Genomic DNA, 23,104 nt, shown 5'->3' with positions numbered 1-23,104 from the left:
GGGGGGGGGGGGGCGCTGCCCGCCCCATGCGCCCCGGCGCCCACCCCCCCCTTTTTGTGGGTTGAGCGCCCCCCCCCACACCCGCCCCCACCCCGCCAACCCTCAGGAAACCAGCTTTTGCCGTTGCCGTGGCTTGAAGCAGGTGCAGGGCTGCAAGCCCTGCCCAGAACACCCCCCTCGTGCACAATGGGCCGACCCCGCCTGGACGTTCCCCGATGTCGAGCAAGCCGTATTCAGAAGCCTGCGAACGCAACCGCGAACCGATCGCGGCCGCGCTCGACCCATGGATGGGCGACCGGCATCGGGTGCTGGAAATCGGCAGCGGCACCGGCCAGCACGCGGCCTTCTTCGCCGAGCGCTGGCCGTGGCTGCGCTGGCAGCCCAGCGACCACCCGGACCACCTGCCCGGCATCGAGGCCTGGCGCGCGGAGGCGGCGCTGCTCAACCTGCTGCCGCCCGTGGCGCTGCAGGTGGAACTGCCACCGGCACCGGGCCTGACCCTGCCCGAGGGCAGCTCCTTCGATGCGGCGTTCACCGCCAATACCCTGCACATCATGGGCTGGGAGCACGTGCAGGCGCTGTTTGCCGCGCTGCCGCCGCTGCTGCGCCACGGTGCGCTGCTGGCGGTCTACGGCCCGTTCAACTACGGCGGCCGCTACACCAGTGACAGCAACGCGCAGTTCGATGCCTGGCTGAAGGCGCGTGACCCGCGCAGCGGCATTCGCGATGTCGAAGCCGTGCAGGCGCTGGCCGAAGACAATGGCTTCACCCGCCTGCGCGACGTGGCGATGCCGGCCAACAACCGCCTTCTGCTGTGGCGGTTGGGCTGAACCACCGGTAGTGGGGGGGGCGGGGCCGGGCGGCCCCGGCGGCGGGGGGGGCGCGCCCGCCGGCGGGCCCGCGGCGGCGCGCCCCCCCCCCCCCCCCCCCCGCGCGTGGGGGGGGGGGGGGCCCCCCCCCCGCCGGCCCGCCCCGCCCGCCCCCCACCCCCCGGCCCCCCCCCCCCCCCCCCCCCCCCCCCCCCCACTACCGTTTCAGCGACCTTCAAGCCACCTGTACGATGTGCAGCGCCTTCGGGTTGCGCCACTGCGCCAGCAGCGCAGCCTCGCGCGCCTTGGCCTGTTCGTAGTGCGCTTCCTTGACGTGGCCGAAGCCGCGGATGTGCTCGGGCACGCTGGCAATTTCCACGGCCAGGGCCAGGCGACCATCCTCCAGGCCTTCCAGCAGCTGCTGCACGGTGGCTTCGTAATCGGCGATCAGCTGGCGCTCCATGCGCCGCTCTTCGGTACGGCCGAACACATCCAGGCGGCCGCCGCGCAGGAACTTCAGCTTGGCCAGCAGGCCGAAGGCCTTGAACATCCACGGGCCGTATTCCTTCTTCAACAAGCGGCCCTGTTCATCCTTCTTCGCGAACAGCGGCGGCGCCAGGTGGAAGCGCAGCTGATAATCGCCCTCGAACTGCTGCTGCAGGCGGCGCTGGAAGTCGCCGCTGGTGTACAGGCGGGCCACTTCGTACTCGTCCTTGTAGGCCATCAGCTTGAACAGGTAGCGGGCCACCGTCTCGGTCAGCGCGGTGGAGCCGCCGATGCGCTCGGCTTCGGCCGCACGTACGCGCTCGACCAGGCTGCGGTAGCGCGCGCCATAGGCGGCATCCTGGTAGTCGACCAGGAACGCGGCACGGCGTTCGATCATTTCATCCAGCGAACGCGACAGGCGCGCATCGTCCAGCGGCAGGAACGCGACGTCGCCGCCGTGCGAGGGCAGGCCACGCAGTTCGCGTTCGTCGCCGGTGTTGCGCGGGGCGGCGGTGGCGCCCCATTCGTTGCCTTCCCATTCGCCCGGCGGCAGCGGGTGCAGCGGGCCGGGCGTGGCTTCGGTGTCGGTGTGGCCGTTGCGCACCAGGCCGGCAGCCTGCTGCACGGCCTGCGGGTCGACCGCGGCCAGGCGGCCCCAGGCGAAGGCCTGCTGGTTCATCGCCACGGCGGCGCCATTCAGTTCGATGGCACGCATCAGCGAATCGAACGACAGCGGCACCAGGCCCTGCTGCCAGGCGTAGCCCAGGATGAACAGGTTGGCGGCGATGGCATCGCCCAGCAGCGCGGTGGCCAGCTGGGTGGCATCCAGCAGCAGCGGCTCCTGGCCGCCCAGCGCCACGCGCACGCCGGCGATGATGTCGGCCGCCGGGAACTGCATGTCCGGGCGGGAGGTGAAGGTGCCCGGCATCGCTTCGTAGGTGTTCAATACCACCTGCGAACGACCGGCGCGCACCTTCGACAGCGCCCAGTAATCGTTCACCACCACCATGTCGCAGCCCAGCACCAGGTCGGCCTCGCCGGCGGCAATGCGCACGGCGTGGATATCGTCCGGCCGCCGCGCGATGCGGATATGGGTGGTCACCGCGCCGCCCTTCTGCGCCAGACCGGTCTGGTCCAGCACCGAAGCACCCTTGCCTTCCAGGTGGCCGGCCATGCCCAGCAGCGCGCCGATGGTCACCACGCCGGTGCCGCCCACGCCGGTGATCAGGATGTTCCAGGGCTGTTCCAGCGTGCCGCACACGGTCGGCGCCGGCAGGTTGTCCAACAGGGTGGAGGCATCGCGCTTGCTGCCCTTGCGTGGCTGGCCACCGTGCACGGTGACGAAGCTCGGGCAGAAACCATTCACGCAGGAATAGTCCTTGTTGCAGTTGGACTGGTCGATCTCGCGCTTGCGCCCGAACTCGGTTTCCTTCGGCAGCACCGAGACGCAGAAGCTCTTCTTGCCGCAGTCGCCGCAGCCTTCGCAGACCAGCGAATTGATCAGCACGCGCTTCTGCGGGTCTTCCAGCTTGCCGCGCTTGCGGCGGCGACGCTTCTCGGTGGCGCAGGTCTGTTCGTAGATCAGGATCGAAACACCCTTTACTTCGCGCAGGCGCTTCTGCACGGCGTCCAGTTCACTGCGGTCGTGGAACTCGACGTCGCTGGGGAAATGTTCGCGCTGGCCGGTCCACTTGCCGATGTTGTCCGACAGCACCACGATGGTGTGGATGCCTTCGGCGCGCATCTGCCTGGCGATGTCGGGCACGCTCAGCGGGCCGTCCACCGGCTGGCCGCCGGTCATCGCCACCGCATCGTTGTAGAGGATCTTGTAGGTGATGTTGACGCCGGCCGCGACCGCCTGGCGGATCGCCAGCGAGCCGCTGTGGAAATAGGTGCCGTCGCCCAGGTTCTGGAACACGTGCGGCGTGTCGGTGAACGGCGCCTGCCCGGCCCACGTCACGCCTTCGCCGCCCATGTGGGTGAAGGTGTCGGTGCTGCGGTCCATCCAGGTCACCATGTAATGGCAACCGATGCCGGCCAGTGCACGCGAGCCTTCCGGCACCTGGGTGGAGGTGTTGTGCGGGCAGCCGGAGCAGTAATGCGGCACGCGCGGGAAGCTGGCGCGCGGCAGCGCAAGCTCGGCTTCCTTCTCCTGCATCCACTGCAGGCGCTGTTCGATCGATTCGTTGTTGAAGAACTTCTGGATGCGGCGGCCGATCACGCCGGCGATGGTGGCCGGGGTCAGTTCGCCGGTCGACGGCAGGATCCATTCGCCGCTCTCGTCGTACTTGCCGACGATGGACGGGCGCTGGCCCCAGCTGACCGGCCAGTTGAAGAACTGCTCCTTCATCTGGCGCTCGATGAAGGCACGCTTCTCCTCCACCACGATGATGTCTTCCAGGCCCTGCGCGAAGCGGGCGATGCCTTCCGGCTCCAGCGGCCAGGTCATGCCGACCTTGTACACGCGGATGCCGATGTCGACGCACGCGGCTTCGTCCAGGCCCAGGTATTCCAGCGCCTGCAGCACGTCCAGGTAGCTCTTGCCGGTGGTGACGATGCCCAGCCGCGCGCGCGGCGCATCCATCACCACCTTGTCGATGCCGTTGGCGCGGGCGAAGGCCTGCGCGGCCTTGACCGCATAGCGGTGCAGGCGCATTTCCTGGTCCAGCGGCGGGTCCGGCCAGCGGATGTTGAGGCCGCCGCTGGGCATGTCGAAGTCTTCCGGCAGCACGATGCGCCGGGCCAGCGGGTCGACCTCGACCGACGCCGACGATTCCACCGTCTCGGCGATGGTCTTGAAGCCGACCCAGCGCCCGGTGTAACGGCTCATCGCCCAGCCCAGCAGGCCCATGTCGAGGATGTCCTGCACGCCGGCCGGGTTCAGCACCGGCATCATCGCGCTGACGAATTCGTCCTCGCTGCCGTGCGGCAGGGTCGAGCTGCGGCAGGCATGGTCATCGGCGGCCAGGGCCAGCACGCCGCCGTGGCGCGAGGTGCCGGCCGCATTGGCATGCTTGAACACGTCGCCGCAGCGGTCCACGCCCGGGCCCTTGCCGTACCACATGCCGAACACGCCCTGCACGTTGGCGCCGGGGAACAGGTTGGTCTGCTGCGCGCCCCACACCATGGTGGCGCCCAGGTCCTCGTTGAGGCCGGGGGTGAACTTCACCTTGGCCGCTTCCAGGTGCCTGCGCGCGCGCCACAGCTCCAGGTCGAAGCCACCCAGCGGGCTGCCGCGGTAGCCACTGACGAAGCCGGCGCTGTCGATGCCTTCGTGCGCATCGCGCAGGCGCTGCATCAGCGGCAGCCGGACCAGTGCCTGCACGCCACTCAGGTAGATCCGCCCCTCGTTGCGGGTGTACTTGTGGTCGAGCGTGTAATCACGGTCGATCAGGTCGGCGGAAGAGGGCGAAGTGAGTTGCGCGGTACTGGTCATGGCTGGCCCGGTAGGATCGGCTGGCACCGGCCGCGTGCGGGCACGCGGCGGGAAAGGCGCGGATTGTAACAGTGGGGCCCGGAAGGCCCGGCACTCGCATCGGCGGCCTTGCTGGGGTTAGGATCGGGGGGAGAGGGGAGGTTGGTGTTTCAACCCGGGGGAAATTTGATGTCAGTTGCAGGACAGTTCCTGGCCGGCGTGCTGCTGGTCTCGAGCACGGCCGCCGCATGGGCGGCACCGGCATTGCCGGCACCGCAGGAATTCTATTTCGACAATGATGCTGCCGCCGCACCGATCATCGTGGTGAGTGGCGCCGGCGAGGACCTGATCGCGCAGCTGCTGAAGCAGCGCGAGCGGGGCCGCAAGAGCCTGGAGGCCACCGCACAGCTGGCGTCGGTGGCCATCGCGCAGGGGCGGGCGGAAGTGGGGAACCAGCTCTACCACGAAGCCATGACCGAAGCGCCCATCCAGAGCATCCTGGGCCGCAGCGTGCGCTGGAACTACGGCTGGGACCTGCTGCGGCAGGGCCAGGCGCTTGCCGCGCTGGAACAGTGGCAGTCGGTGGCCAACAACCTGCGCAGCAATGCCGCGTGGATTCCGCCCACCTACGCGCTGGCGTTGTGGCGGGCCGGCCAGCAGCAGGAGGCGGTGAAGTGGTACGCCGCCGCCGTGCGCACCGAGCCGACCCAGTGGAACGACAGCAGCCGTTACCCGGAGCTGCTGCCGGCCTGGCGCGATGACGAGCGCGCCAGCCTGGCGGAAGTGCAGCAGGCCTGGGCCTCGGCGCCGCCGGCCTGGCCGTGAGGCATGACCGCAGGCGCTTGCCGCCTGCGGTGCTGCATCGCACAATCCAACGCGTCGCAGGCGTGTGCCTGAGGGGGAGCCACCCATGGCCTTCGATGCGTTCGCCCTGATCCTGGCCATGCTCGGGCTGGGCATGCTGTTTGCCCGCCTGCGCGCGCTGCCGGACAACGCCGCCGAGACGCTCAACAAAGTGGTGCTGTACGTCTGTCTGCCCGCGGCGGTGCTGACCTACGTGCCTCGCCTGCAGCTGGATGCCAGCCTGCTGGGGCTGATGGCCACGCCGTGGCTGCTGATGCTGGCCACCTGGGCGCTGGTCAGCCTGGCCACGCGCGTGTTCGGCTTCGCCCGCGACGTGCACGCGGTGCTGCTGATCTGCGTGGCCCTGGCCAACTCCAGCTTCATCGGCTACCCGATGGTGCGCGCGTTGCTGGGCGACGCCGCCTTGCCCTATGCGGTGGTCTACGACCAGTTCGGCACCTTCCTGCTGCTGTCCACCTTCGGTCTGCTGGTGCTGGCGCGTTACAGCGGCGACCGCCCGCCGACGGCGCTGCAGGTGCTGGGCCGCATCGGCCGCTTCCCGCCCTTGTGGGCGCTGCTGTTCGCGCTGCTGCTGATGCCGGCGCAGCCGCCGTCGTGGATTGGCACCGCATTGAAGCAGCTGGCCGACGCGATGCTGCCGCTGGTGATGCTGGCGGTAGGGCTGTCGATCCAGCTGCGCCTGCGCCGCGAGGAGCTGCGGCCGCTGGCGGTGGGCCTGCTGTTGAAGCTGCTGGTGCTGCCGGCGCTGGCATTGCCGCTGTCGTGGGCACTGGGCATGCAGGGCCTGATGCTGAAGGCCAACGTCCTGGAATCGGCGATGCCGACGATGATCACCGCTGCCGCGCTGGCGATCTCGCACCGGCTGGCGCCGCGGTTGGCGGCGGCGCTGGTGGGGTATGGGATCGTGCTGTCGCTGGTCACGCTGCCAGCATGGATGTGGGTGCTGGGGTGAGGGTTGTCGGCAGGGCTTGCAGCCCTGCACCCGCTTCAAGCCACGGCATCGGCAACGGCAACGTCAAATTCAAAAGCTGGCTTTCCGTGGGATGGCGGGGTGGGTCCGGTTAAGGGGGACGCCGTAAACCCATCCTTGGGGGCTTGGTCGCCGCATCCATGCGGCTCACACCCCCTCAACCGGACCCACCCCGCCTTCGACAGACTTCCGCGATCTGTCGGAACCTACAGCTGTTGGTGGGTGCCGACCGTTGGTCGGCACGGAGCGAAGCGACCGGCTGTTGCTCTTGATCTTCTTTTTTCTTTTACGTGGCTGGTCGCGCACGGAAACTGTCAGGGGTGGGGGGGGGGGGGGGGGGGGGGGGGCGCGGCCGCGGTGGCCCGCTCCGCCGCCCCCCACCCGCCACGGGGGGGGGGGGGGGGGGTGGGGCCGCCCCACCCCCCCCCCCCCGACCCACTCCCAATGCCAGTCGACCAACAGTCGACTCCACCAACCGCCAGCCACGAGGGGCTCCGCCGTTGGCCGAAAACAACCCCCTCAGTCGTCCGCAGACACCGTCCGCCCCGACGCCCACTCGCGCAATGCCGCCACCTGCTCGGCCATCAACACCGACAACGGCCGCGTCGCGCGGATCTCGGTCATCAGCAGCTCGGTATCCAGCGGCCGCCCCTCGGCATGCGCCGAATACAGCCCCGCCACGATCGCCTGCTCGATCTCCGCGCCGGAGAACCCGTTCGCCGCCGCTGCCAGCGCCGGCAGCGCGAAATCATCCGCGTTGAGCTGGCGCCGGCCCAGGTGCAGCCGCAGCAGCTCCACCCGCACGTCCGGCGGCGGCAGGTCGACGAAGAAGATCTCGTCGAAGCGGCCCTTGCGCAGCAGTTCGGCCGGCAGCTCGTGCACCTGGTTGGCGGTGGCCACGATGAACACCGGCGCCTTGCGCTCGGCCATCCAGGTCAGCAGGTGGCCCAGCACGCGGCGCGATACGCCGCCGTCGTCGCCACCGCTGGCCAAGCCCTTCTCGATCTCGTCCATCCACAGCACGCACGGGGCCAGCTGCTCGGCCGAGGCCAGGGCCTGGCGCAGGTTGGCTTCGGTCTCGCCGTGGTACTTGTTGTACAGCGCGCCCACGTCCAGGCGCAGCAGCGGCACGCCGAAGCCGGCGGCGGTGGCCTTGGCCAGCATCGACTTGCCGCAGCCCTGCACGCCCAGCAGCAGCATGCCGCGCGGCGGGTCCAGGCCGGCCGGCGCCGAGCCGGCGATGAAGGCGACCCGGCGCTGGTTGATCCAGCGCTTCAGCCGGTTGGCACCGGCCACGTCGCCGAAGCGCGCGCTGTCATGTTCGAAGAACAGGTGGCCGCTGCGGTTGAGCAGCTCGAACTTCAGCCGCGCCAGCTGCGGCAGGTCGTCGTCGCGCAGCGCGCCGTCGGCATAGATCAGCTGGCGGGCGATGCGCCGGGCATCGACCAGGCTCAGGCCCTGCAGGTTCTTCAGGATCTTCTTGACCGCTTCGCTGTCCACTTCCACCCGGCGGCCGCCATGCTCGCGGGCATAGGCGTCGGCCTCTTCGCGCAGCATCTTCAGCAGGGCGTTGGCATCGGGCAGGCGCGGGTTGAAGCGCACCGCCAGCGCTTCCAGTTCGGCCGGCAGCTCGACCTTGGCGCCGATCAGCACCAGCACGTGCGGCTGGCTGTGGCGGCGCTGGATCAGGTCGCGCAGCGCACGCTGGTGGCTGGCGTAACCGAGGTAGGGGTGGAAATCGAGCAGCAGGTAGATGCCGCGCTGTTCGGCCTGGCGGATCATCTGCAGGGCGGCGCTGGCGTCGGGCGGGCCGATCGCATCGTCCTCGCGCTCCAGGTCGATGCGGCGCAGGCCCTCGGTGATCGACCAGCGGTGCAGGGCACGCCAGACATGCATCAGCGTCTGCCGGAACAGTTCGACGATGCGACCCTCGTCCTGGGTCTCGATGACGATCAGGGGGGTGTTGGCGCGGATCAACGCGCTCAGGTCCTGCAGTTCGCTCATGCCGGTTCGATCCTTCGGGAGCGCAACGATAGCAAAGCCGATGCGGATTGATTCAGGCCGTCTCTACCTAACGTCACCATCGCCGGTGTACGCTCGGGGCACGTACCCGGAAGCGAGGCTGGCATGAAGACGATCCTGGTGGCCGGTTCCAAGGGCGGGGTGGGCAAGACCACCGTCGCCACCCACCTGGCCGCATACGCGGCATTGCAGGGCAAGGCCACGGTGATCGCCGACGCCGACCCGCAGGGCTCCAGCACCCGCTGGGCACAGCGCCGGGCCGGGCTGGACAGCGCGGTCCTGCCCATCGACGTGTACCGCAGGAAGCAATGGGCGCAGAAGCTGCCCGACGGGACCGATACCGTCATCATCGACGCGCCGGCCGGCGCACTGGCCGACGATATCCCCCATTTCCTCGACGCCGCCGATGCCGTGGTGGTGCCGGTGCTACCCTCGGCGCTGGACATCGAAGCCATCGTCGGCTTCCTCAACAGCCTGGCGCAGAACCCGCGCGTGCACAGCCGCAAGCTGCCGGTGGGCCTGGTCCTCAACCGCACCAAGCCGTGGACCCAGACCTCGCAACAGGCCCTGCAGATGCTGGGCGAATGGCCGTACCCGGTGGTCGCCCAGCTGCGCGACAGCCAGAGCTACGTGGTGATGACCGGCCTTGGCCGCAGCCTGTTCGATTACCGCTCGGCCCAGGTGCGTGAGCACCAGGCCGACTGGGAGCCGCTGCTGGCCTGGTTGAAGCTGTGACGCGTACGTCACCCTTTGTGCTGCACCCTCACTTTCATGGAACCTCGCGATGCGTGAACTGATCCTGCTGCGCCATGCCCATGCCGAACCGGCCACCCCCGGCCAGGCCGACCTCGATCGGCCGTTGTCGCCGGTGGGTCTTGCCGAAGCCGAGGCGGCCGGCAAGTGGATGAAGGAAAACAACCTGCTGCCGGACTGCGTGCTGTGCTCGCCGTCGCGGCGTACCCGCGAGACCCTGGAAGCGGTGCTGGCAGCCATCGGCTACGTCGAGAAGCGCCTGGAAGACCGCATCTACGAAGCCACCCCCGGCACCTTGGCCGCGCTGGTGGATGAGCGCCGGGACCTGGACCGGGTGCTGATCGTCGGCCACAACCCCGGCCTGGAAAGGCTGGTGGCACTGATGACCGAAGGCACCAGCAGCGACTACCGGGGCATGCCGCCGGCGGCCGTAGCCGTGCTCGGGTTCCCGCGCGAGGCGGCGATCGAGCCGGGCGTGGCCAGCCTGAACGCGTTCTGGTGGCCGTGAGTCGATGATCCTGGCACGGCCCGGCCGCTGCCTGCTGCCGGTGCTGCTGGTCTGCAGCCCGGCCTGGGCTGCCCCTCCACCCCCCACGCCGCTGCCGCCGGTGGCGGCGCTGGCGTCGGCCGAGTCGTCGCGTGTGCTGTACATGGACCTGCAGCGCTCGCGGATCGGCTTCGAGGTGCGCACCCGCTTCGGCCAGCGCATCGAAGGGCTGTTCCCGCACTTCGAGGGACGCGTCGAAGTGCTGTCCGATGGCCGCCACCAGGTGCACCTGAAGATGTTCACCCGCTCGGTGGAGATCCCGGGCAAGGACCGCTACACCGGCTGGATGCGCGGGCCGGAGTTCTTCGATGCCGGGCGCTACCCGTCGGTCGAGTTCGATTCGCTGCCCTACTGGCCGGACACCGTCGGCAACGGCGGCGACATCCAGGGCCGGCTGACCCTGCGCGGGGTCAGCCACCCGGAAACCCTGCGGGTGGAGAAGGCGGAATGTTCCCGACCCGGCTATGATTGCGATGTCGTCAGCCGCGGTACCGTGCAACGAGGCCGGTACGGCATGGACAGCTGGCAGCTTGCCTTGAGTGACCGAGTGACCTTCGTACTGCGAGCCCGCCTGAGCGAGGCGCCGAAACCGTGAATCTCCTGCTGCGTGTACTGGCGCTGGCAACCGTGTTGCTGGGCAGTGGCTGCGCGTCGCTGTCCAACGCCGAGCGCGACCGTGCCCAGGCCATCGCCGTGCAGGCCCGTTCGATCCAGGTCGACTGCCAGCGTGCCGATCGCTGCGCGCTGGATTCGCCATTGCGATCCCTGGCCGGCCGCGCATTCAGCGAATCGACCGAAGCGCAGCCGCTGCACTACGCCACCCTGCTCGATGAAGGCGAGGGCGCTCTGGTCGCCCGCCTGAACCTGCTGCGCAGTGCCACCCGCAGCATCGACCTGCAGACCTACATCTTCGACAAGGACGACAGCGCCCGGCTGGTCATCGACGAGCTGCTGGCCGCCTCGCGCCGCGGGGTGAAGGTGCGGGTGCTGATCGACCAGCTCTCGGCGATCTCCGACCTGGAGATCCTCGGCGCCCTGTCCGGCGCCCACCAGAACTTCCAGCTGCGGGTCTACAACCCGACCTTCGGCAAGGCCCGGCTGAACTACTTCGACTATGCCGGCAGCGTGCTGTGCTGCTTCCGCCGCTTCAACCAGCGCATGCACAACAAGCTGCTGGTCATCGACGATGCGATCGGCGTGGTCGGTGGCCGCAACTACCAGGACGACTATTACGACTGGGACCGCGAGTACAACTTCCGCGACCGCGACGTACTGATCGCCGGGCCGGAAGCGCGGGCGATGGCCGCCAACTTCGATGCGTTCTGGCGCGCGCCGCGCAGCGTGCCCGCCGAACGCCTGAACGATGTCGGCCGCACCCTGCTCAACGCCGGCGTGCCGGCCATGCCGCCGGCACAGTTCCGCCGCCCCGAGCGGGTGGAACGGGTCAGCGAGGAAGCCAACGACACCGACTTCATCACCCGCTCGTTCGTCGATACCGCGCTGCCGGTGCACTCGGTGCGCTACGTCGCCGACCTGCCGCGCAAGCACCGCCGCGAGCGCGCCAGTGCGCCGCTGGCTGGCCAGCACGTCACCGAGCCGCAGCTGGATGCCCTCATTTCCGGCGCGCAGAAGGAAGTGATCCTGCAGACGCCGTACCTGGTGCTGTCCAAGCCGGCGCAGAAGCTGTTCCGCGAGCTGCGCAAGCGGCCCGAACCGCCGCGCGTGGTGGTGTCCAGCAACAGCCTGGCGGCCACCGACAACCCGATCGTGTATGCGCTGTCCTACAAGTACAAGCGGCGCAACATGCGCGAACTGGGCTTCAACATCTTCGAATACAAGCCGTTCCCGCTGGATGCGCCGGTCGACTACCGCAACCTGCTGCCCGACCCGCTGGGCAGTGGCGGCAGCACCGGGGGCGACGCGGGCGTGCGCAATCCGCTGATCGGCGGCAGCGCAGCCGGCAGCAATGCCGGCGGTGGCAACGACGATGCACCGTCAACGCCGGCCACCGCGGACAGCGACGGGCAGGGCGCCCGCCCGGCCGTGGAGCATCCGCGCCTGGGCAGCGCCTACGAGAACAGCCGGGCGCGCCGTCGTGCCGCCGGCAGTGAAGTGGAAACGCGCCTGCTGCGTACCGAAACGCGTCCCTCGTTCCTGGGCAGCAAGGCGGTCAACAAGCCGCTGCCGGTCACCCGCAAGGGCGCGCGCATGGGCCTGCATGCGAAGTCGCTGGTGGTCGACCGCCGCATCGGCGTGGTCGGCACCCACAACTTCGATCCGCGCAGCGAGAACTACAACACCGAAGGCGCGGTGATCATTGACGACCCGGTGTTCGCCGAGCAGCTGGCGCAGAGCATCCTGCGCGACACCCACCCGCAGAATTCCTGGACGGTGGCGCCGCGCGCCAAGCCGCCGGTGCTGTCGGGGCTGAACTACAGCGTGGGCAAGGCGTCCGAAGCACTGCCCATCCTCGATTTCTGGCCGTGGCGCTACGCCACCGACTACGAGTTCCAGCCCGGCGTGGACTGCCCGCAGCCGCTGCCGCGGCAGAGCCCGGATTTCCATCGCTGCTACGTGCCCGTCGGTGACTTCCCCGAAGTGAACGTCGGCCCGAAATGGCTGCTGGTGCGCATGCTGACCGCATTCGGCGCCGGCCTCGTCCCCATTCTCTGAAGGTGCTTGCATGACCCAGGTGTTCCGCGAAGCTGTTTCCATCGACCAGCTCAATGCGCTCAGCCGTGGTACGGCCATCGATACCCTGGGCATCGCCTTCACCGCCGCCGGTGATGACTGGCTGCAGGCCACCATGCCGGTCGACGAACGCACCCGCCAGCCGTACGGCATCCTGCACGGCGGGGCCTCGGTGGTGCTGGCCGAAACCCTGGGCAGCAGCGCCGGCAACCTCTGCGTGGATACCGGCAAGCAGGTCTGCGTGGGCCTGGAGATCAACGCCAACCACGTGCGCGCCGTGCGCAGCGGCACCGTCACCGGCACTGCGCGTGCGGTGCACGTGGGCCGCAGCACGCAGCTGTGGGAAATCCGCATCGAAGACGAACAGGGCCGGCTGGTGTGCATCTCGCGGCTGACCCTGGCGGTGGTGGCTGCAGGCCACGGCTGAGGCCGATGTCCGGGCTGCCTGCTCCCGCCGCGCTGCCGCTGCGGATCATCGCCAGCGGAGCCTGCCTGCCGCGCCTGCGGGTGCCGTCGCAGCACTTCGACCAGCGCTGGAACAAGCCGGACGGCTGGGTCGAGCGGCACAGCGGCGTGGCCAGCCGCGGCCATGCAGCGCCCGACGAGCGGGCCTCGTGGATGGGCGCGCAGGCCGCACGCCAGGCCCTGCAGCAGGCCGGCCTGGTACCCACCGACATCGACTGCATCATCTCCGCCTGCGGGGTGATGGAGCAGGCCATTCCCTGCCAGGCCGTGCTGGTGCAGCGCGCCCTCGGCCTGGGCGCCAGCGGCGTGCCGTCCTTCGACGTCAACGCCACCTGCCTGGGCTTCGTGGTGGCGCTGGAAATGGCCGGCAGCCTGCTGGCGCTGGGCCGCTACCGGCGCGTGCTGATCGTCTGCAGCGACATTCCCAGTGCCGGGCTCGACCCGGATGACCCGCTGACCGCGCCGCTGTTCGGCGATGGTGCGGTGGCGATGCTGGTTGAACGGGCCGGCGACGGCCAGGCCTCGGCGCTGCTGGCCACCCGCCTGCGCACCTATGGCGACGGTGCCGGACTGTGCCAGGTGCCGACCTGCGGCACCGGCATGCGCCTGTTCGACGATGTGGATGCCTACCGCGCAGCCCATCATTTCCAGATGCAGGGCAAAGCGCTGTACCGCGAAGCCGCGCGGCGCCTGCCCGGCTTCCTGCAGGATCTGCTGGACTGCGCCGGCACCTCGCTGGCCGCGTGCGATGTGATCGTGCCGCACCAGGCCAGCGGGCAGGCGCTGGACCATCTGCAGCGGGTGCTGGGCCTGCCGCCGCAGCGGCTGGTGCGCATCCTGCGCGAGCACGGCAACCAGCTGGCGGCCTCGCTGCCGATGGCCCTGCACCAGGCCCTGATCGACGGCCGCCTGCCGCGTGGCGGCCAGGCCCTGCTGATCGGTACCGGCGCCGGCCTGGCGCTGGGCGGCGCGGTACTGCGCTACTGATGGCCAGGGTCCTGGTCACCGGCGCCAGCGGCTTCATTGGCCAGCATGTCGCGCTGGCGTTGGCGGCACAGGGCTGGCAGGTGCGCGGCAGCGGGCGCGATGCGCTGCGGCTGCAGGCGCTGGCCGCGCACGGTATCGAAGTGATTGCTGCCGATCTTGCCGAGGACGCCCTGGCGCCGCTGCTGCAGGGCTGCGATGCGGTGGTGCACTGCGCGGCGATGTCGCAGCCCTGGGGAACGGCAGCCGCATTCCAGCGGGCGAACGTGCTGGCCACCACGCGCCTGCTGCAGGCCGCGCAGGCGGCCGGTGTTGCCCGGCTGGTCCACCTGGGGTCGCCCAGCATCTATTTCCGCTTCGCCGACCAGTACGGTCTGGATGAACGCTTCCAGCCGCCACGGCGCTGGATCACCGACTACGCCCGCAGCAAATGGGAATCGGAGCTGGCCGTGGCCGCAGCCGCACGCCAGGGGCTGCACACCGTGGTGCTGCGCCCGCGTGCGGTGTTCGGGCCCGGTGACCGCGCGATCCTGCCCCGCCTGCTGGCGGTGGCGGCCAGCGGCCGTTTCCCGCTGATCCATGGCGGCCGCGCGCTCATCGATGTCACCCCCATCGACGATGCCGTGCAGGCGGTGAGCCTGGCGCTGCAGGCGGATGCGCGCTGCAGCGGGCGCGCCTACAACATCAGCGCCGGCACCCCGCTGCACGTGCATGCGCTGGTCACCGGCCTGTTCGAAGCGATGGACCTGCAGGTGCGCCTGCGGCCGGTGCCGCGAATGGTGGCGTTGGCCGCGGCCAGTGTGGCCGAAACCGTGGCCAACCTGCGCCCGGGCCGCCCCGAGCCGCGCCTGACCCGCTATGGCGTGGGCGTGCTGGGCTACTCGCAGACCCTGGATATCAGCGCGGCGCGGCGCGACCTCGGCTACGACCCGCGTACCGGCGTGCAGGCTGCATTGCAGGCCTTCGCCACGCACTGGAAACAACACGACTGGAAGCAGCAGGGGGGCAGCGATGGCACGGCTTGAGTGGGAGCTGATCGAGGCCGGCCACTGCGTGCACCCGCAGCGCGCCGTGCGCCAGGGGGCCAGCTGGCATCGCTGCGAATTCCCGGCGCTGGTGGCATTGCTGCGGCATCCGCAGCGTGGCCTCATCCTGTTCGACACCGGTTACTCGGACGCCTTCCTGCAGGCCACCGCGCGCCTCCCCGAGCGCCTGTACCGCTGGGTTACGCCGGTGCACCTGGGCCCGGGCCAGAGCGTGCGCGCGCAGCTGCAGCAGCGTGGCATCGGCCCGGCCGACATCGGCCTGGTGGTGCTCTCGCACCTGCACGGTGACCATGTCGGTGGCGTGCTCGATTTCCCCGACGTGCCGCTGCTGTGTTCCCGCGCCGCGTGGCAGGACCAGGCCGCGCGCGGGCGCCTGCGTGCGCTCAGCGTGGGCCTGCTGCCCGCGTTGACCCGCGATGCGGCGCCGCGCATGGGCTGGCTGGAGAGCCTGCCGGAGGTGGACCTGCCGCGTCCCTTCGATGCCTTCGGCCGTGGCCGCGACGTGCTGGGCGACCGCAGCCTGCTGGCGGTGTCGCTGCCCGGCCATGCGGTGGGCCAGCACGGCCTGCTGTTTGAAGGGGCCGATGGCCGCCCGGTGTTCCTGGTGGCCGACGCCGCCTGGTCCAGCGCCGCCATCACCGATGGCGTGCCACCACCGCGGCTGGTCACCGCACTGCTTGGCCACACCGGCACCTACCGGCAGACCCTGCAGCGGCTGCAGCACACCCAGCGCCAGGTCAGCGACCTGCAGCTGGTACCGGCCCATTGCGGGCAATGGCGGCCTGCCGCGACCCTGTAGCGTCGAGCCATGCTCGACGGCTGTTCGCGGCCAGTCGCCCCCAACAGCCCCGCCAACAGGACACCGTGTTCCCGCCCATGGCCGCGGTCAATAGGACTTATGGCCAGAATCGGCTGGCAGCGGCTGCGGCCCTCCGGTATCGTGCGTGGATGACTTCCCCCACTCCGGCCCCCCGTGGCGGCGTGGCGCGTGTGTGCCGTTACCTGTACCGCGTACCGCTGCTGTTGGTCCACATCCTCGTGTTCCTGCCGTTGATCCTCATCGGCATGCTTCCGCCGTGGGGCGAACTGCGCGTGGGCGATGCCACCTTCGGCGCCAAGGTCGTCAACTGGTGGCAGGGTGGCCTGATGTGGATCTTCGGCTTCCGCCTGGTGCAGATCGGTTCGGCGCTGCCGGGCGCGGTGCTGTTCGTCGCCAACCACGTCAGCTGGGTGGATATCTCCATCCTGCACAGCCAGCGCATGATGGGCTTCGTCGCCAAGCGCGAGATCGCCAGCTGGCCGGTAGTGGGCTGGCTGGCCGCGCGCGGGCAGACCATCTTCCACCAGCGTGGCAACACCGAATCGCTCGGTGGGGTCATGCAGGTGATGGCCGACCGCCTGCGCGATGGCAAGGCGGTGGGCGTGTTCCCGGAAGGGCGTACCCGGGGCGGCCACGAAGTGGGCCCGTTCCATGCGCGCATCTTCCAGGCCGCGGTTGAAACCGGCGTGCCGGTGCAGCCGGTGGCCCTGGTCTACGGCGCCCATGGCGACGCGCAGACCATCGTGGCCTTCGGGCCGGGCGAGAGTTTCTTCGCCAATTTCCTGCGCCTGCTCGGTGAGCCGGCGCGACGTGCGGAAGTGCACTTCCTGGCACCGATCGGTGCACAGGACCTGGAAGGCCGTCGACGCATCGCGGAAACCTCGCGCGCGCGTATCGTGGCGGCGATGAGCGGGCAGTGAGCGTGCGGTGGCACTGATCCCGCCACCCCTGCTGGATGCCGGTACGCCGACGCTGCATGCGGCTGACTACCAGCCGCCGCGCTGGCTGCGCAATCCGCACCTGCAATCCATGCTCAGCTCCAGCCGCATGCGCCTGCAGCGTGGCCTGCTGCTGCTGGCCGCCACCGGTGCGGTCAGCGAAGAACTGATCCTCGACGGTGGCGACGGCGTGCGCCTGCAGGGTTGGCACAGCTACATCGAAGGCCGCGAGCCGAAGGGCATGGCCCTGCTGCTGCATGGCTGGGAAGGCAGCGCCGAATCCAGCTACATGCGCATGGCGGCCGCGCGCATGATCGACCAGGGCTTCGACGTGGTGCGGCTGAACTTCCGCGACCACGGCAATACCCATCACCTCAATCCCGGCATCTTCCACTCCAACCGCATCGACGAAGTGGTGCAGGCGGCCGGTGACATCGCGCGGCGCTGGCCGGACCTGCCGCTGGTGGCTGCCGGTTATTCGCTGGGCGGCAACTTCGTGCTGCGCCTCGCCCTGCGCGCCCCTGCGGCCGGCGTGCCGCTGCAGCGTGTGGCCTCGGTGTGCCCGGTGCTGGATCCGGCGCTGACCATGGACAGCATCCAGAGCGGCCCGGCGATGTACGACTGGTACTTCCGCCGCAAGTGGGCCGGCTCGCTGCGCCGCAAGCGCGACCTGTTCCCGGAACTGAGCGACTGCGACGACCGCGTGCTGAAGCTGGACATCCGCGCGCTGACCACCTGGCTGGTCGAGCGGCATACCGATTTCGGCACGCTGCAGGCCTACTTCGATGGTTACTCGATCGCCGGTGACCGCCTGTCCACCCTGCAGCTGCCGGCCGACATCCTGATGGCCCAGGATGATCCGGTCATTCCCTACGCCACCTTCCGCGACTGGCAGCTGCCGCAGCACGCGCGGCTGGAAACCGCCTGCTGGGGCGGCCACTGCGGGTTCCTGGAAAACTGGCGCGGCGATGGCTTCTCCGAACGCTGGGTGGCCCAGCGCCTGCAGCGGGTGCTGGCGGGCTGAACCGGCACCGGCGCGCAGCCCGCTACAATGCGGGTTTGCCATTGAACCGGACTGCCATGCAAGACCAGATTCTCCAGGCCCTGCGCCAGAACGACACCGCACAGGCCGTGCAGCTGGCACAGGCGTGGGTGCACGATGAACCCGGCCAGGCCCAGGCCCACCGCTGGCTGGCGCTTGCGCTGCAGCAGCAGGGCCAGCCCGAGGCCGCGCAGGAACCCCTGCAGCAGGCGCTGCTGCTGGCCCCGGACGATGCACAGCTGCACCTGCAGCAGGCCGGCCTGCTGCTGGCCCTGCACCAGTTCGAGGGCGCCGACGAAGCGCTGCTGCGCACCACAGACCTCAATCCCAACGCCTTCGAGGCGTACCTGATGCAGGCCCATCTGGCGATCGGCCGCAACGACATCGACACCGCCGCACGCCAGGCCACGCTGGCTGCCAAGCTGCAGCCGGAGCATCCGGAAGTGCTGGCGCTGCAGGGCATGGTGGCCCTGTACCGCGATGACGCCGACCGCGCGCTGCAGCTGCTGTCCGAAGCCGCCCGGCAGATGCCCAACGATCCGCGCGTGCTGTACGCCTTGGGTTCGGCCTACCAGGCCAAGGACATGCTGGCCTTTGCCGAGCAGGCCTTCCGCCGCGTGCTCGACATCAACCCGAAGATGACCAGCCTGCACGGCCTGGTGGTGCAGCTGGCGCTGCGCCAGGGCAACGTCGAGGCAGCCCACCAGCAGCTGCAGCAGGCGCTGCAGGTGCCGGGCCTGGACACGCCGGCGCTGCAGCGCCTCGGTGCCGAGATCGCCCTGCAGGCCGACCAACCGATGCAGGCGCTGGAGCAGCTGCGGCCGATGCTGAAGGCCAACCCGGGCGACCGCCGCGTGGTCGAGCTGCTGCTGGCCTGCTGGCAGCGCCTGGGCCGCGAGGAAGAAGCCCGCGCCGACCTGGACGACGTGCTGGCCGAGCAGCCGCAGCTGCCGCACCTGTGGCTGGCACGCCTGGCGCCGGAAGGCTTCGGCAGCCCGGGCGCGATTGCCGTGGCTGATCGCTGGATCGAGGCCATGCCCGAATTCGTCCCGGCCCTGGAAGCCCGCCTGCGCCTGCATGAAGCGGCCGGCGAAGCCGACGCCGTGGAAGCCCTGGCGGCCCGCATCGTCGCGCTGGAACCGGGCCGCATCAGTGGCGAAACCCGCCTGGTCGGCGCGCTGCTGGCGCGTGACCCGGCCGCCGCCGTTGCCCACGTACAGGGCCTGGTCGACGCGGTGCCCGAGTCCCGTCGCCGCGAGCTGCGCACCTGGCTGGGCGAGGTGCAGGACCAGGCCGGCCAGCCGCGCGAAGCGCTGCGCACCTGGCTGGAGCTGCATGCCGAGCAGAACGCCGAACGCCTGCCGTTGCCGCCGCAGGCCAAGGCACCGCCGAGCTGGCCCGACCTGGGCGAGGTCGATGCTGAAAGCGCTGCCTCCGCACCGATCTTCCTGTGGGGCGCACCGGGTTCGGGCGTTGAACGCGTGGCGGTCACCTTCGCCGGTGCAAGCCCGGTGATGCGCAGCGACCGTTTCGCACCGACCCCGCCGGATGACGCGTTCCAGAACTACTTCACCCTGCAGAAGCTCGCTTCCGGTGACCTCAGCCCCGAGGGACTGGTGAGCGGCTGGCGTGACACGCTGCGCCAGCGCGGCGTGCAGAACGACACCGTCATCGACTGGCTGCTGTGGTGGGACAACGCCCTGCTGTGGTCGCTGCGCCCGCACCTGCCACAGGGCCGCCTGCTGGTGGTGCTGCGCGACCCGCGTGACATGCTGCTGGACTGGATCGCCTACGGCGCGCCGGCACCGTTCGCGGTCAACAACGTGGCTGAAGTGGCCGAGTGGCTGGCGCGTTCGATGGCCCAGGTGGCGACGCTGCACGAGCAGGACCTGTACCCGCACATGCTGATGCGCATGGACGACGTGGGCGATGACCCGCGCGTGGTTGCCGGCATGCTGCAGGAGCTGTTCAACACCTCGATCCCGCCGGCCGAGCGCATCGGCCCGCCGCGTTTCCCGGCCGGCCACTGGCGCCGCTACACCGACGTGATGAGTGCAGCGTTCGATCTGTTGACCCCGGTCGCGGTGCGACTGGGCTATCCCGAAGCGTAAGGAGCCCCCCATGCAGCTGAGCAGCAACAGCATCACCGCCGGCGCGCCGATCGACCGCGAATTCGCGGCCGGTGATGCCGCTGGTTTCGCCCCGAACCGCAACCCGCACCTGGCGTGGAGCGGCGTGCCCGATGGCACCCGCGCGTTCCTGCTGGTGTGCGTGGATCCGGACGTGCCGACCGTGCCCGACACGGTCGGCCGCAGTGACATGACCGTGCCGCGCGACCAGCCGCGTTGCGATTTCGTGCACTGGGTGATGGCCGATATCCCGGCGTCGGTGCACGAGATCGCCGCGGGCAGCTGCAGCGATGGCTTCGTCGCCAAGGGCAAGCCGGCACCGGCCGGCCCGGCGGGCAGCCGCCAGGGCGTGAACGACTTCACCGGCTGGTTTGCCGGCAACCCGGACATGGCCGGTGATTATCTCGGCTACGACGGCCCGTACCCGCCGTTCAACGACGAGCGCGTGCACCGCTACTTCTTCCGCGTGTTCGCGCTGGACGTGGCGACGCTGGACCTGCCGCAGCGCTTCACCGCCGCCGATGCCTACCGCGCCATGCACGGCCATGTGCTGGCCGAAGCCACGCTGCACGGCACGTACACGCTGAACCCCGCGCTGTAACGGCAATCCGGTAACGCCGGCCGCTGGCCGGCGTTGCTTCTTTGTAGAGTCGAGCCATGCTCGACTGCGTTTTTTGTAGAGCCGAGCCATGCTCGGCTGCTCTCCGCACAGTCGAGCAAGCTCGACTCTACGGACGGCAGTACTCCGCAAACCCGTGCAGAAACGCTTCGGCCTCCGCACGATGCGCTTCCGAGCGCAGCACATCCGCCACCTGCTGCGGCTCCAGCCCCAGCACCGGCACGCGCAGGAACAGTCCGGCGTTGAACGCCGCACTCACCGTCGACAGCACCGCACGCAGCGCCTGCAGCATGTCCTCGCCACGATGCGAGGCGTGTACCAGCGCAATCGGCCGGCCCACGATCTGGTCACCGGAGACCAGCCAGTCGATGGCGTTCTTCAGCCCGCCCGGAATGCCGCGCACGTATTCCGGGCTGCACACCAGCACGCCATCGCTCTGCGCGACCGCCGCCTTGAAGTCGGTGACGCTGCCCGGCTCATCGGCGCCTTCGAGATCGGGCGAGAAAACGGGCAGATCGCCGATGCCGGTGTAGACCTCCAGCGCCATGCCCGTCGGTGCGATGGCCTGCAAGGCCCGCAGCAGGGCGGTGTTGGTGGAATGCCGGCGCACGCTGCCGGAGATGGCGAGAATCTTCATCGCCGCAAGGCTAGCACGCGGCTTTGCACCCTCCGGGTAGAGCCGGCCGCTGGCCGGCTGCACCTTTCTGCTGTCTGTAGAGCCGAGCCATGCTCGGCTGCTTTCCACAAAGTCGAGCATGGCTCGACTCTACAGAAGCAAGCCGCGCAATCGCCGGCCTTACCGTTCGGTCGCCGACTCGACCACCATGTCCAGCACGTACGCCTGCGACGGCGCATCGGCCGGCGGGTTCTTCACCGCGAAGCGCTTCACGCGCACCACGTTGCGCACGCCGTCTTCGTGGGTGTAGCCCTCGATGCTGCCGTAGAAGTTCTCGAACTTGCCGGGCTCGCCCTGCTTCAGGCCCTTGTCGTCGAACTTCACCTCACGCACCTGCAGGCACTGGTAATCCGGAATCAGCGGGTGCGAGCACTTCTGGGTCTTCGCGGCCACTTCCAGGAACACGGTTTCGCCCGGGCCGCCGTAGCGGGTCTCGGCGGTCGGTTCCGGTGCGAATACCAGCACGTCGCCCTTGCCGGTGGTCAGGGTCAGCGCGCCATCGGCACCCTGCGCGGCCTTCAGCTCGCCCTGCAGGCGGCTGGACACCGCTTCGTCCAGCGCCATCAGCGCCTTGTCGGTGCAGGCCATCATCGTCGACACCATCGCGCCCACCTTCAGCGTGCCGTTGTCGAGCGTGTAGCCACCGCCGAGGCGGTTGCAGGTGTTGCTCACCGACAGGCGGCCATCGGCGAAGTCCAGGGTGACCGGCTTGTCATCGCGGGCGAACAGCGCATCGATGCGCGTGCCATCGGCCGCGGTGGCCTGCTTCAGCAACCAGTGCTGGCTCTGCAGGCGCTGCGCATCCAGGTGCGCCAGCGTCTGCTGGTCGGCTGCCTTGGTGGCGGCCGGGGCCACGTCGTCGCCGCCGGTACCGGCGGGGGCCGTCTGGCTGCAGGCGGCCAGCAGGGCCAGCGGGAGGAGCAGGGTGAGCGTGCGGTTCATGGTGGTGAGTCTCCTTGAGGAACCTGGAAAAACGGGTCGGGACCGGGAATGGGGTTGCCCGGTCCCGGCGTTGTTCAGCTACCGGCAGGCAACCACAGCAGCAATGCAGCGCCCAGGGCGATGCGGTAGACGGCAAACGCGGTGAACGTGTGCGACTTGATGTAGCCCATCAGCCACTTCACTACGACGAAGCCGGTGATGGCAGCGGCAACGAAGGCCACGCCGACGTCGGTCCAGTTCTCGCTGGCCAGGTTTCCTTCCTTGGCCAGTTCCAGGAAGGTGTAGGCGCTGGCGGCGAACATGGTGGGAATGCCCAGCAGGAACACGAACTCGGCGGCGGCGGCGCGGCGGCTCAGGCCCAGCAGCATGGCCAGGAAGATCGCCGACGCCGAACGCGAGGTGCCGGGGAACACGCCGGCCACCACCTGCGCCAGGCCCACGCCGATCGCCACCGTCCAGGTCACCTGGTCACGGTCGGGCAGGCGTGCGGTGTAGGCCTCCACCAGCAGCATCCAGACGCCGCCGATGATCAGCGCCCAGGCCACCGGGCCCACGGTTTCCGGCAGCGACCAGCCGGCCTTGCGCACCACCAGGCCGACCACGGCAGTCACCAGGAAGGCCGCGCCCAGCTTGAACACGTACTCGCGGTTCTCGCGCTGGCCGAAGCCGGTGGCCAGCTGCAGCAGGCGCTGGCGGAACACCAGCACCACGGCCAGGATCGCGCCGGCCTGGATGATGATGTTGAAAAAGTCCGAACGCGCGCCCAGCCAGTGCTGGGCAATCAGCAGGTGGCCGGTGCTGGAGATCGGCAGGAATTCGGTGAGGCCTTCGAGGATGCCCAGCAACAGGGCGGAGAGCAGATCGGACATGGGTGGAATGGGCGCCG

At 69.6% G+C, this 23,104-nt stretch carries 20 protein-coding genes; 15 read left to right on the top strand and 5 right to left on the bottom strand.

The annotated features are described in order from the left end of the window. Nucleotides 1-215: 215 nt before the first annotated feature. Nucleotides 216-830 carry a DUF938 domain-containing protein gene (locus tag ACVOK1_RS06930; RefSeq protein ID WP_200753753.1) on the top strand — a complete coding sequence of 205 codons (615 nt, stop codon included), beginning with the start codon at nt 216-218 and terminating at the stop codon, nt 828-830. A 214-nt stretch (nt 831-1,044) separates the two neighbouring features. Here the strand turns inward: ACVOK1_RS06930 and ACVOK1_RS06925 are convergent, their stop codons facing one another. Continuing rightward, complete coding sequence (locus tag ACVOK1_RS06925) at nt 1,045-4,731, bottom strand: indolepyruvate ferredoxin oxidoreductase family protein (RefSeq protein ID WP_481561535.1); 3,687 nt, start codon at nt 4,729-4,731, stop codon at nt 1,045-1,047. Between the two features lie 168 nt (nt 4,732-4,899). Here ACVOK1_RS06925 and ACVOK1_RS06920 point away from each other — a divergent pair, with 168 nt between their 5' ends. After that, nucleotides 4,900-5,535: a tetratricopeptide repeat protein gene (locus ACVOK1_RS06920; RefSeq protein ID WP_406233663.1), complete on the top strand. Its 636-nt coding sequence runs from the start codon at nt 4,900-4,902 to the stop codon at nt 5,533-5,535. Between the two features lie 85 nt (nt 5,536-5,620). Beyond that, nucleotides 5,621-6,526, top strand: a complete 906-nt coding sequence (locus ACVOK1_RS06915; protein ID WP_164074334.1) for an AEC family transporter — start codon at nt 5,621-5,623, stop codon at nt 6,524-6,526. Nucleotides 6,527-7,063: 537 nt separating this feature from the next. On the opposite strand, the gene ACVOK1_RS06910 is transcribed toward ACVOK1_RS06915, so the two are convergent. Beyond that, nucleotides 7,064-8,548 (bottom strand): AAA family ATPase, encoded by a 1,485-nt coding sequence (locus tag ACVOK1_RS06910; protein WP_108767256.1) that lies wholly within the window; start codon nt 8,546-8,548, stop codon nt 7,064-7,066. Between the two features lie 123 nt (nt 8,549-8,671). On the opposite strand from ACVOK1_RS06910, the gene ACVOK1_RS06905 reads away from it, so the two are divergent. The 12 genes from ACVOK1_RS06905 (at nt 8,672) to ACVOK1_RS06850 (ending at nt 20,582) form a co-directional block, all read left to right on the top strand. Continuing rightward, entirely contained in the window at nt 8,672-9,301 is a 630-nt protein-coding gene (locus ACVOK1_RS06905; RefSeq protein ID WP_108767257.1) for a ParA family protein, read from the top strand. Between the two features lie 49 nt (nt 9,302-9,350). Beyond that, the gene (locus tag ACVOK1_RS06900) at nt 9,351-9,827 is read left to right on the top strand and encodes a SixA phosphatase family protein (protein WP_108767258.1); all 477 of its coding nucleotides are present in this window, start codon (nt 9,351-9,353) and stop codon (nt 9,825-9,827) included. Between the two features lie 4 nt (nt 9,828-9,831). After that, complete coding sequence (locus ACVOK1_RS06895) at nt 9,832-10,461, top strand: YceI family protein (protein WP_108767259.1); 630 nt, start codon at nt 9,832-9,834, stop codon at nt 10,459-10,461. Next, nucleotides 10,458-12,539 carry a phospholipase D family protein gene (locus ACVOK1_RS06890; protein ID WP_481561534.1) on the top strand — a complete coding sequence of 694 codons (2,082 nt, stop codon included), beginning with the start codon at nt 10,458-10,460 and terminating at the stop codon, nt 12,537-12,539. The genes ACVOK1_RS06895 and ACVOK1_RS06890 overlap by 4 nt, the downstream gene beginning before the upstream one ends. Nucleotides 12,540-12,549: 10 nt before the next feature. Next, nucleotides 12,550-12,984, top strand: coding sequence for a hotdog fold thioesterase (locus ACVOK1_RS06885; RefSeq protein WP_108767261.1), 435 nt, complete (start codon nt 12,550-12,552; stop codon nt 12,982-12,984). A 5-nt stretch (nt 12,985-12,989) separates the two neighbouring features. Continuing rightward, complete coding sequence (locus ACVOK1_RS06880; RefSeq protein ID WP_481561533.1) at nt 12,990-14,009, top strand: 3-oxoacyl-[acyl-carrier-protein] synthase III C-terminal domain-containing protein; 1,020 nt, start codon at nt 12,990-12,992, stop codon at nt 14,007-14,009. Continuing rightward, nucleotides 14,009-15,031: an NAD-dependent epimerase/dehydratase family protein gene (locus tag ACVOK1_RS06875; RefSeq protein WP_481561532.1), complete on the top strand. Its 1,023-nt coding sequence runs from the start codon at nt 14,009-14,011 to the stop codon at nt 15,029-15,031. The genes ACVOK1_RS06880 and ACVOK1_RS06875 overlap by 1 nt, the downstream gene beginning before the upstream one ends. Then, complete coding sequence (locus tag ACVOK1_RS06870) at nt 15,018-15,851, top strand: MBL fold metallo-hydrolase (protein ID WP_481561531.1); 834 nt, start codon at nt 15,018-15,020, stop codon at nt 15,849-15,851. The genes ACVOK1_RS06875 and ACVOK1_RS06870 overlap by 14 nt, the downstream gene beginning before the upstream one ends. Nucleotides 15,852-16,000: 149 nt before the next feature. Then, the gene (locus tag ACVOK1_RS06865; RefSeq protein ID WP_164074328.1) at nt 16,001-16,792 is read left to right on the top strand and encodes a lysophospholipid acyltransferase family protein; all 792 of its coding nucleotides are present in this window, start codon (nt 16,001-16,003) and stop codon (nt 16,790-16,792) included. Between the two features lie 52 nt (nt 16,793-16,844). After that, nucleotides 16,845-17,834, top strand: a complete 990-nt coding sequence (locus ACVOK1_RS06860; RefSeq protein ID WP_200753213.1) for a YheT family hydrolase — start codon at nt 16,845-16,847, stop codon at nt 17,832-17,834. A gap of 56 nt (nt 17,835-17,890) precedes the next feature. Beyond that, nucleotides 17,891-19,963, top strand: coding sequence for a tetratricopeptide repeat protein (locus ACVOK1_RS06855; RefSeq protein ID WP_481561530.1), 2,073 nt, complete (start codon nt 17,891-17,893; stop codon nt 19,961-19,963). A gap of 10 nt (nt 19,964-19,973) precedes the next feature. Then, a complete protein-coding gene (locus tag ACVOK1_RS06850) occupies nt 19,974-20,582 on the top strand; it encodes a YbhB/YbcL family Raf kinase inhibitor-like protein (protein WP_108767268.1) in 609 nt (202 codons plus the stop codon). A 127-nt stretch (nt 20,583-20,709) separates the two neighbouring features. On the opposite strand, the gene ACVOK1_RS06845 is transcribed toward ACVOK1_RS06850, so the two are convergent. The 3 genes from ACVOK1_RS06845 to ACVOK1_RS06835 all read right to left on the bottom strand — a co-directional run bounded on the left by ACVOK1_RS06845 (nt 20,710) and on the right by ACVOK1_RS06835 (nt 23,087). Further along, nucleotides 20,710-21,357, bottom strand: coding sequence for an NADPH-dependent FMN reductase (locus ACVOK1_RS06845; protein ID WP_481561529.1), 648 nt, complete (start codon nt 21,355-21,357; stop codon nt 20,710-20,712). Between the two features lie 39 nt (nt 21,358-21,396). Then, nucleotides 21,397-22,218 carry a DUF4377 domain-containing protein gene (locus ACVOK1_RS06840; protein WP_481561528.1) on the bottom strand — a complete coding sequence of 274 codons (822 nt, stop codon included), beginning with the start codon at nt 22,216-22,218 and terminating at the stop codon, nt 21,397-21,399. Between the two features lie 74 nt (nt 22,219-22,292). Next, nucleotides 22,293-23,087: an undecaprenyl-diphosphate phosphatase gene (locus tag ACVOK1_RS06835; RefSeq protein WP_108767270.1), complete on the bottom strand. Its 795-nt coding sequence runs from the start codon at nt 23,085-23,087 to the stop codon at nt 22,293-22,295. Between the last annotated feature and the right edge of the window lie 17 nt (nt 23,088-23,104).

The organism is Stenotrophomonas sp. STEN087, assembly GCF_056759115.1.
Note: the sequence above shows the minus strand (reverse complement) of the source record. Positions and strands in the feature narration are given on the sequence as shown.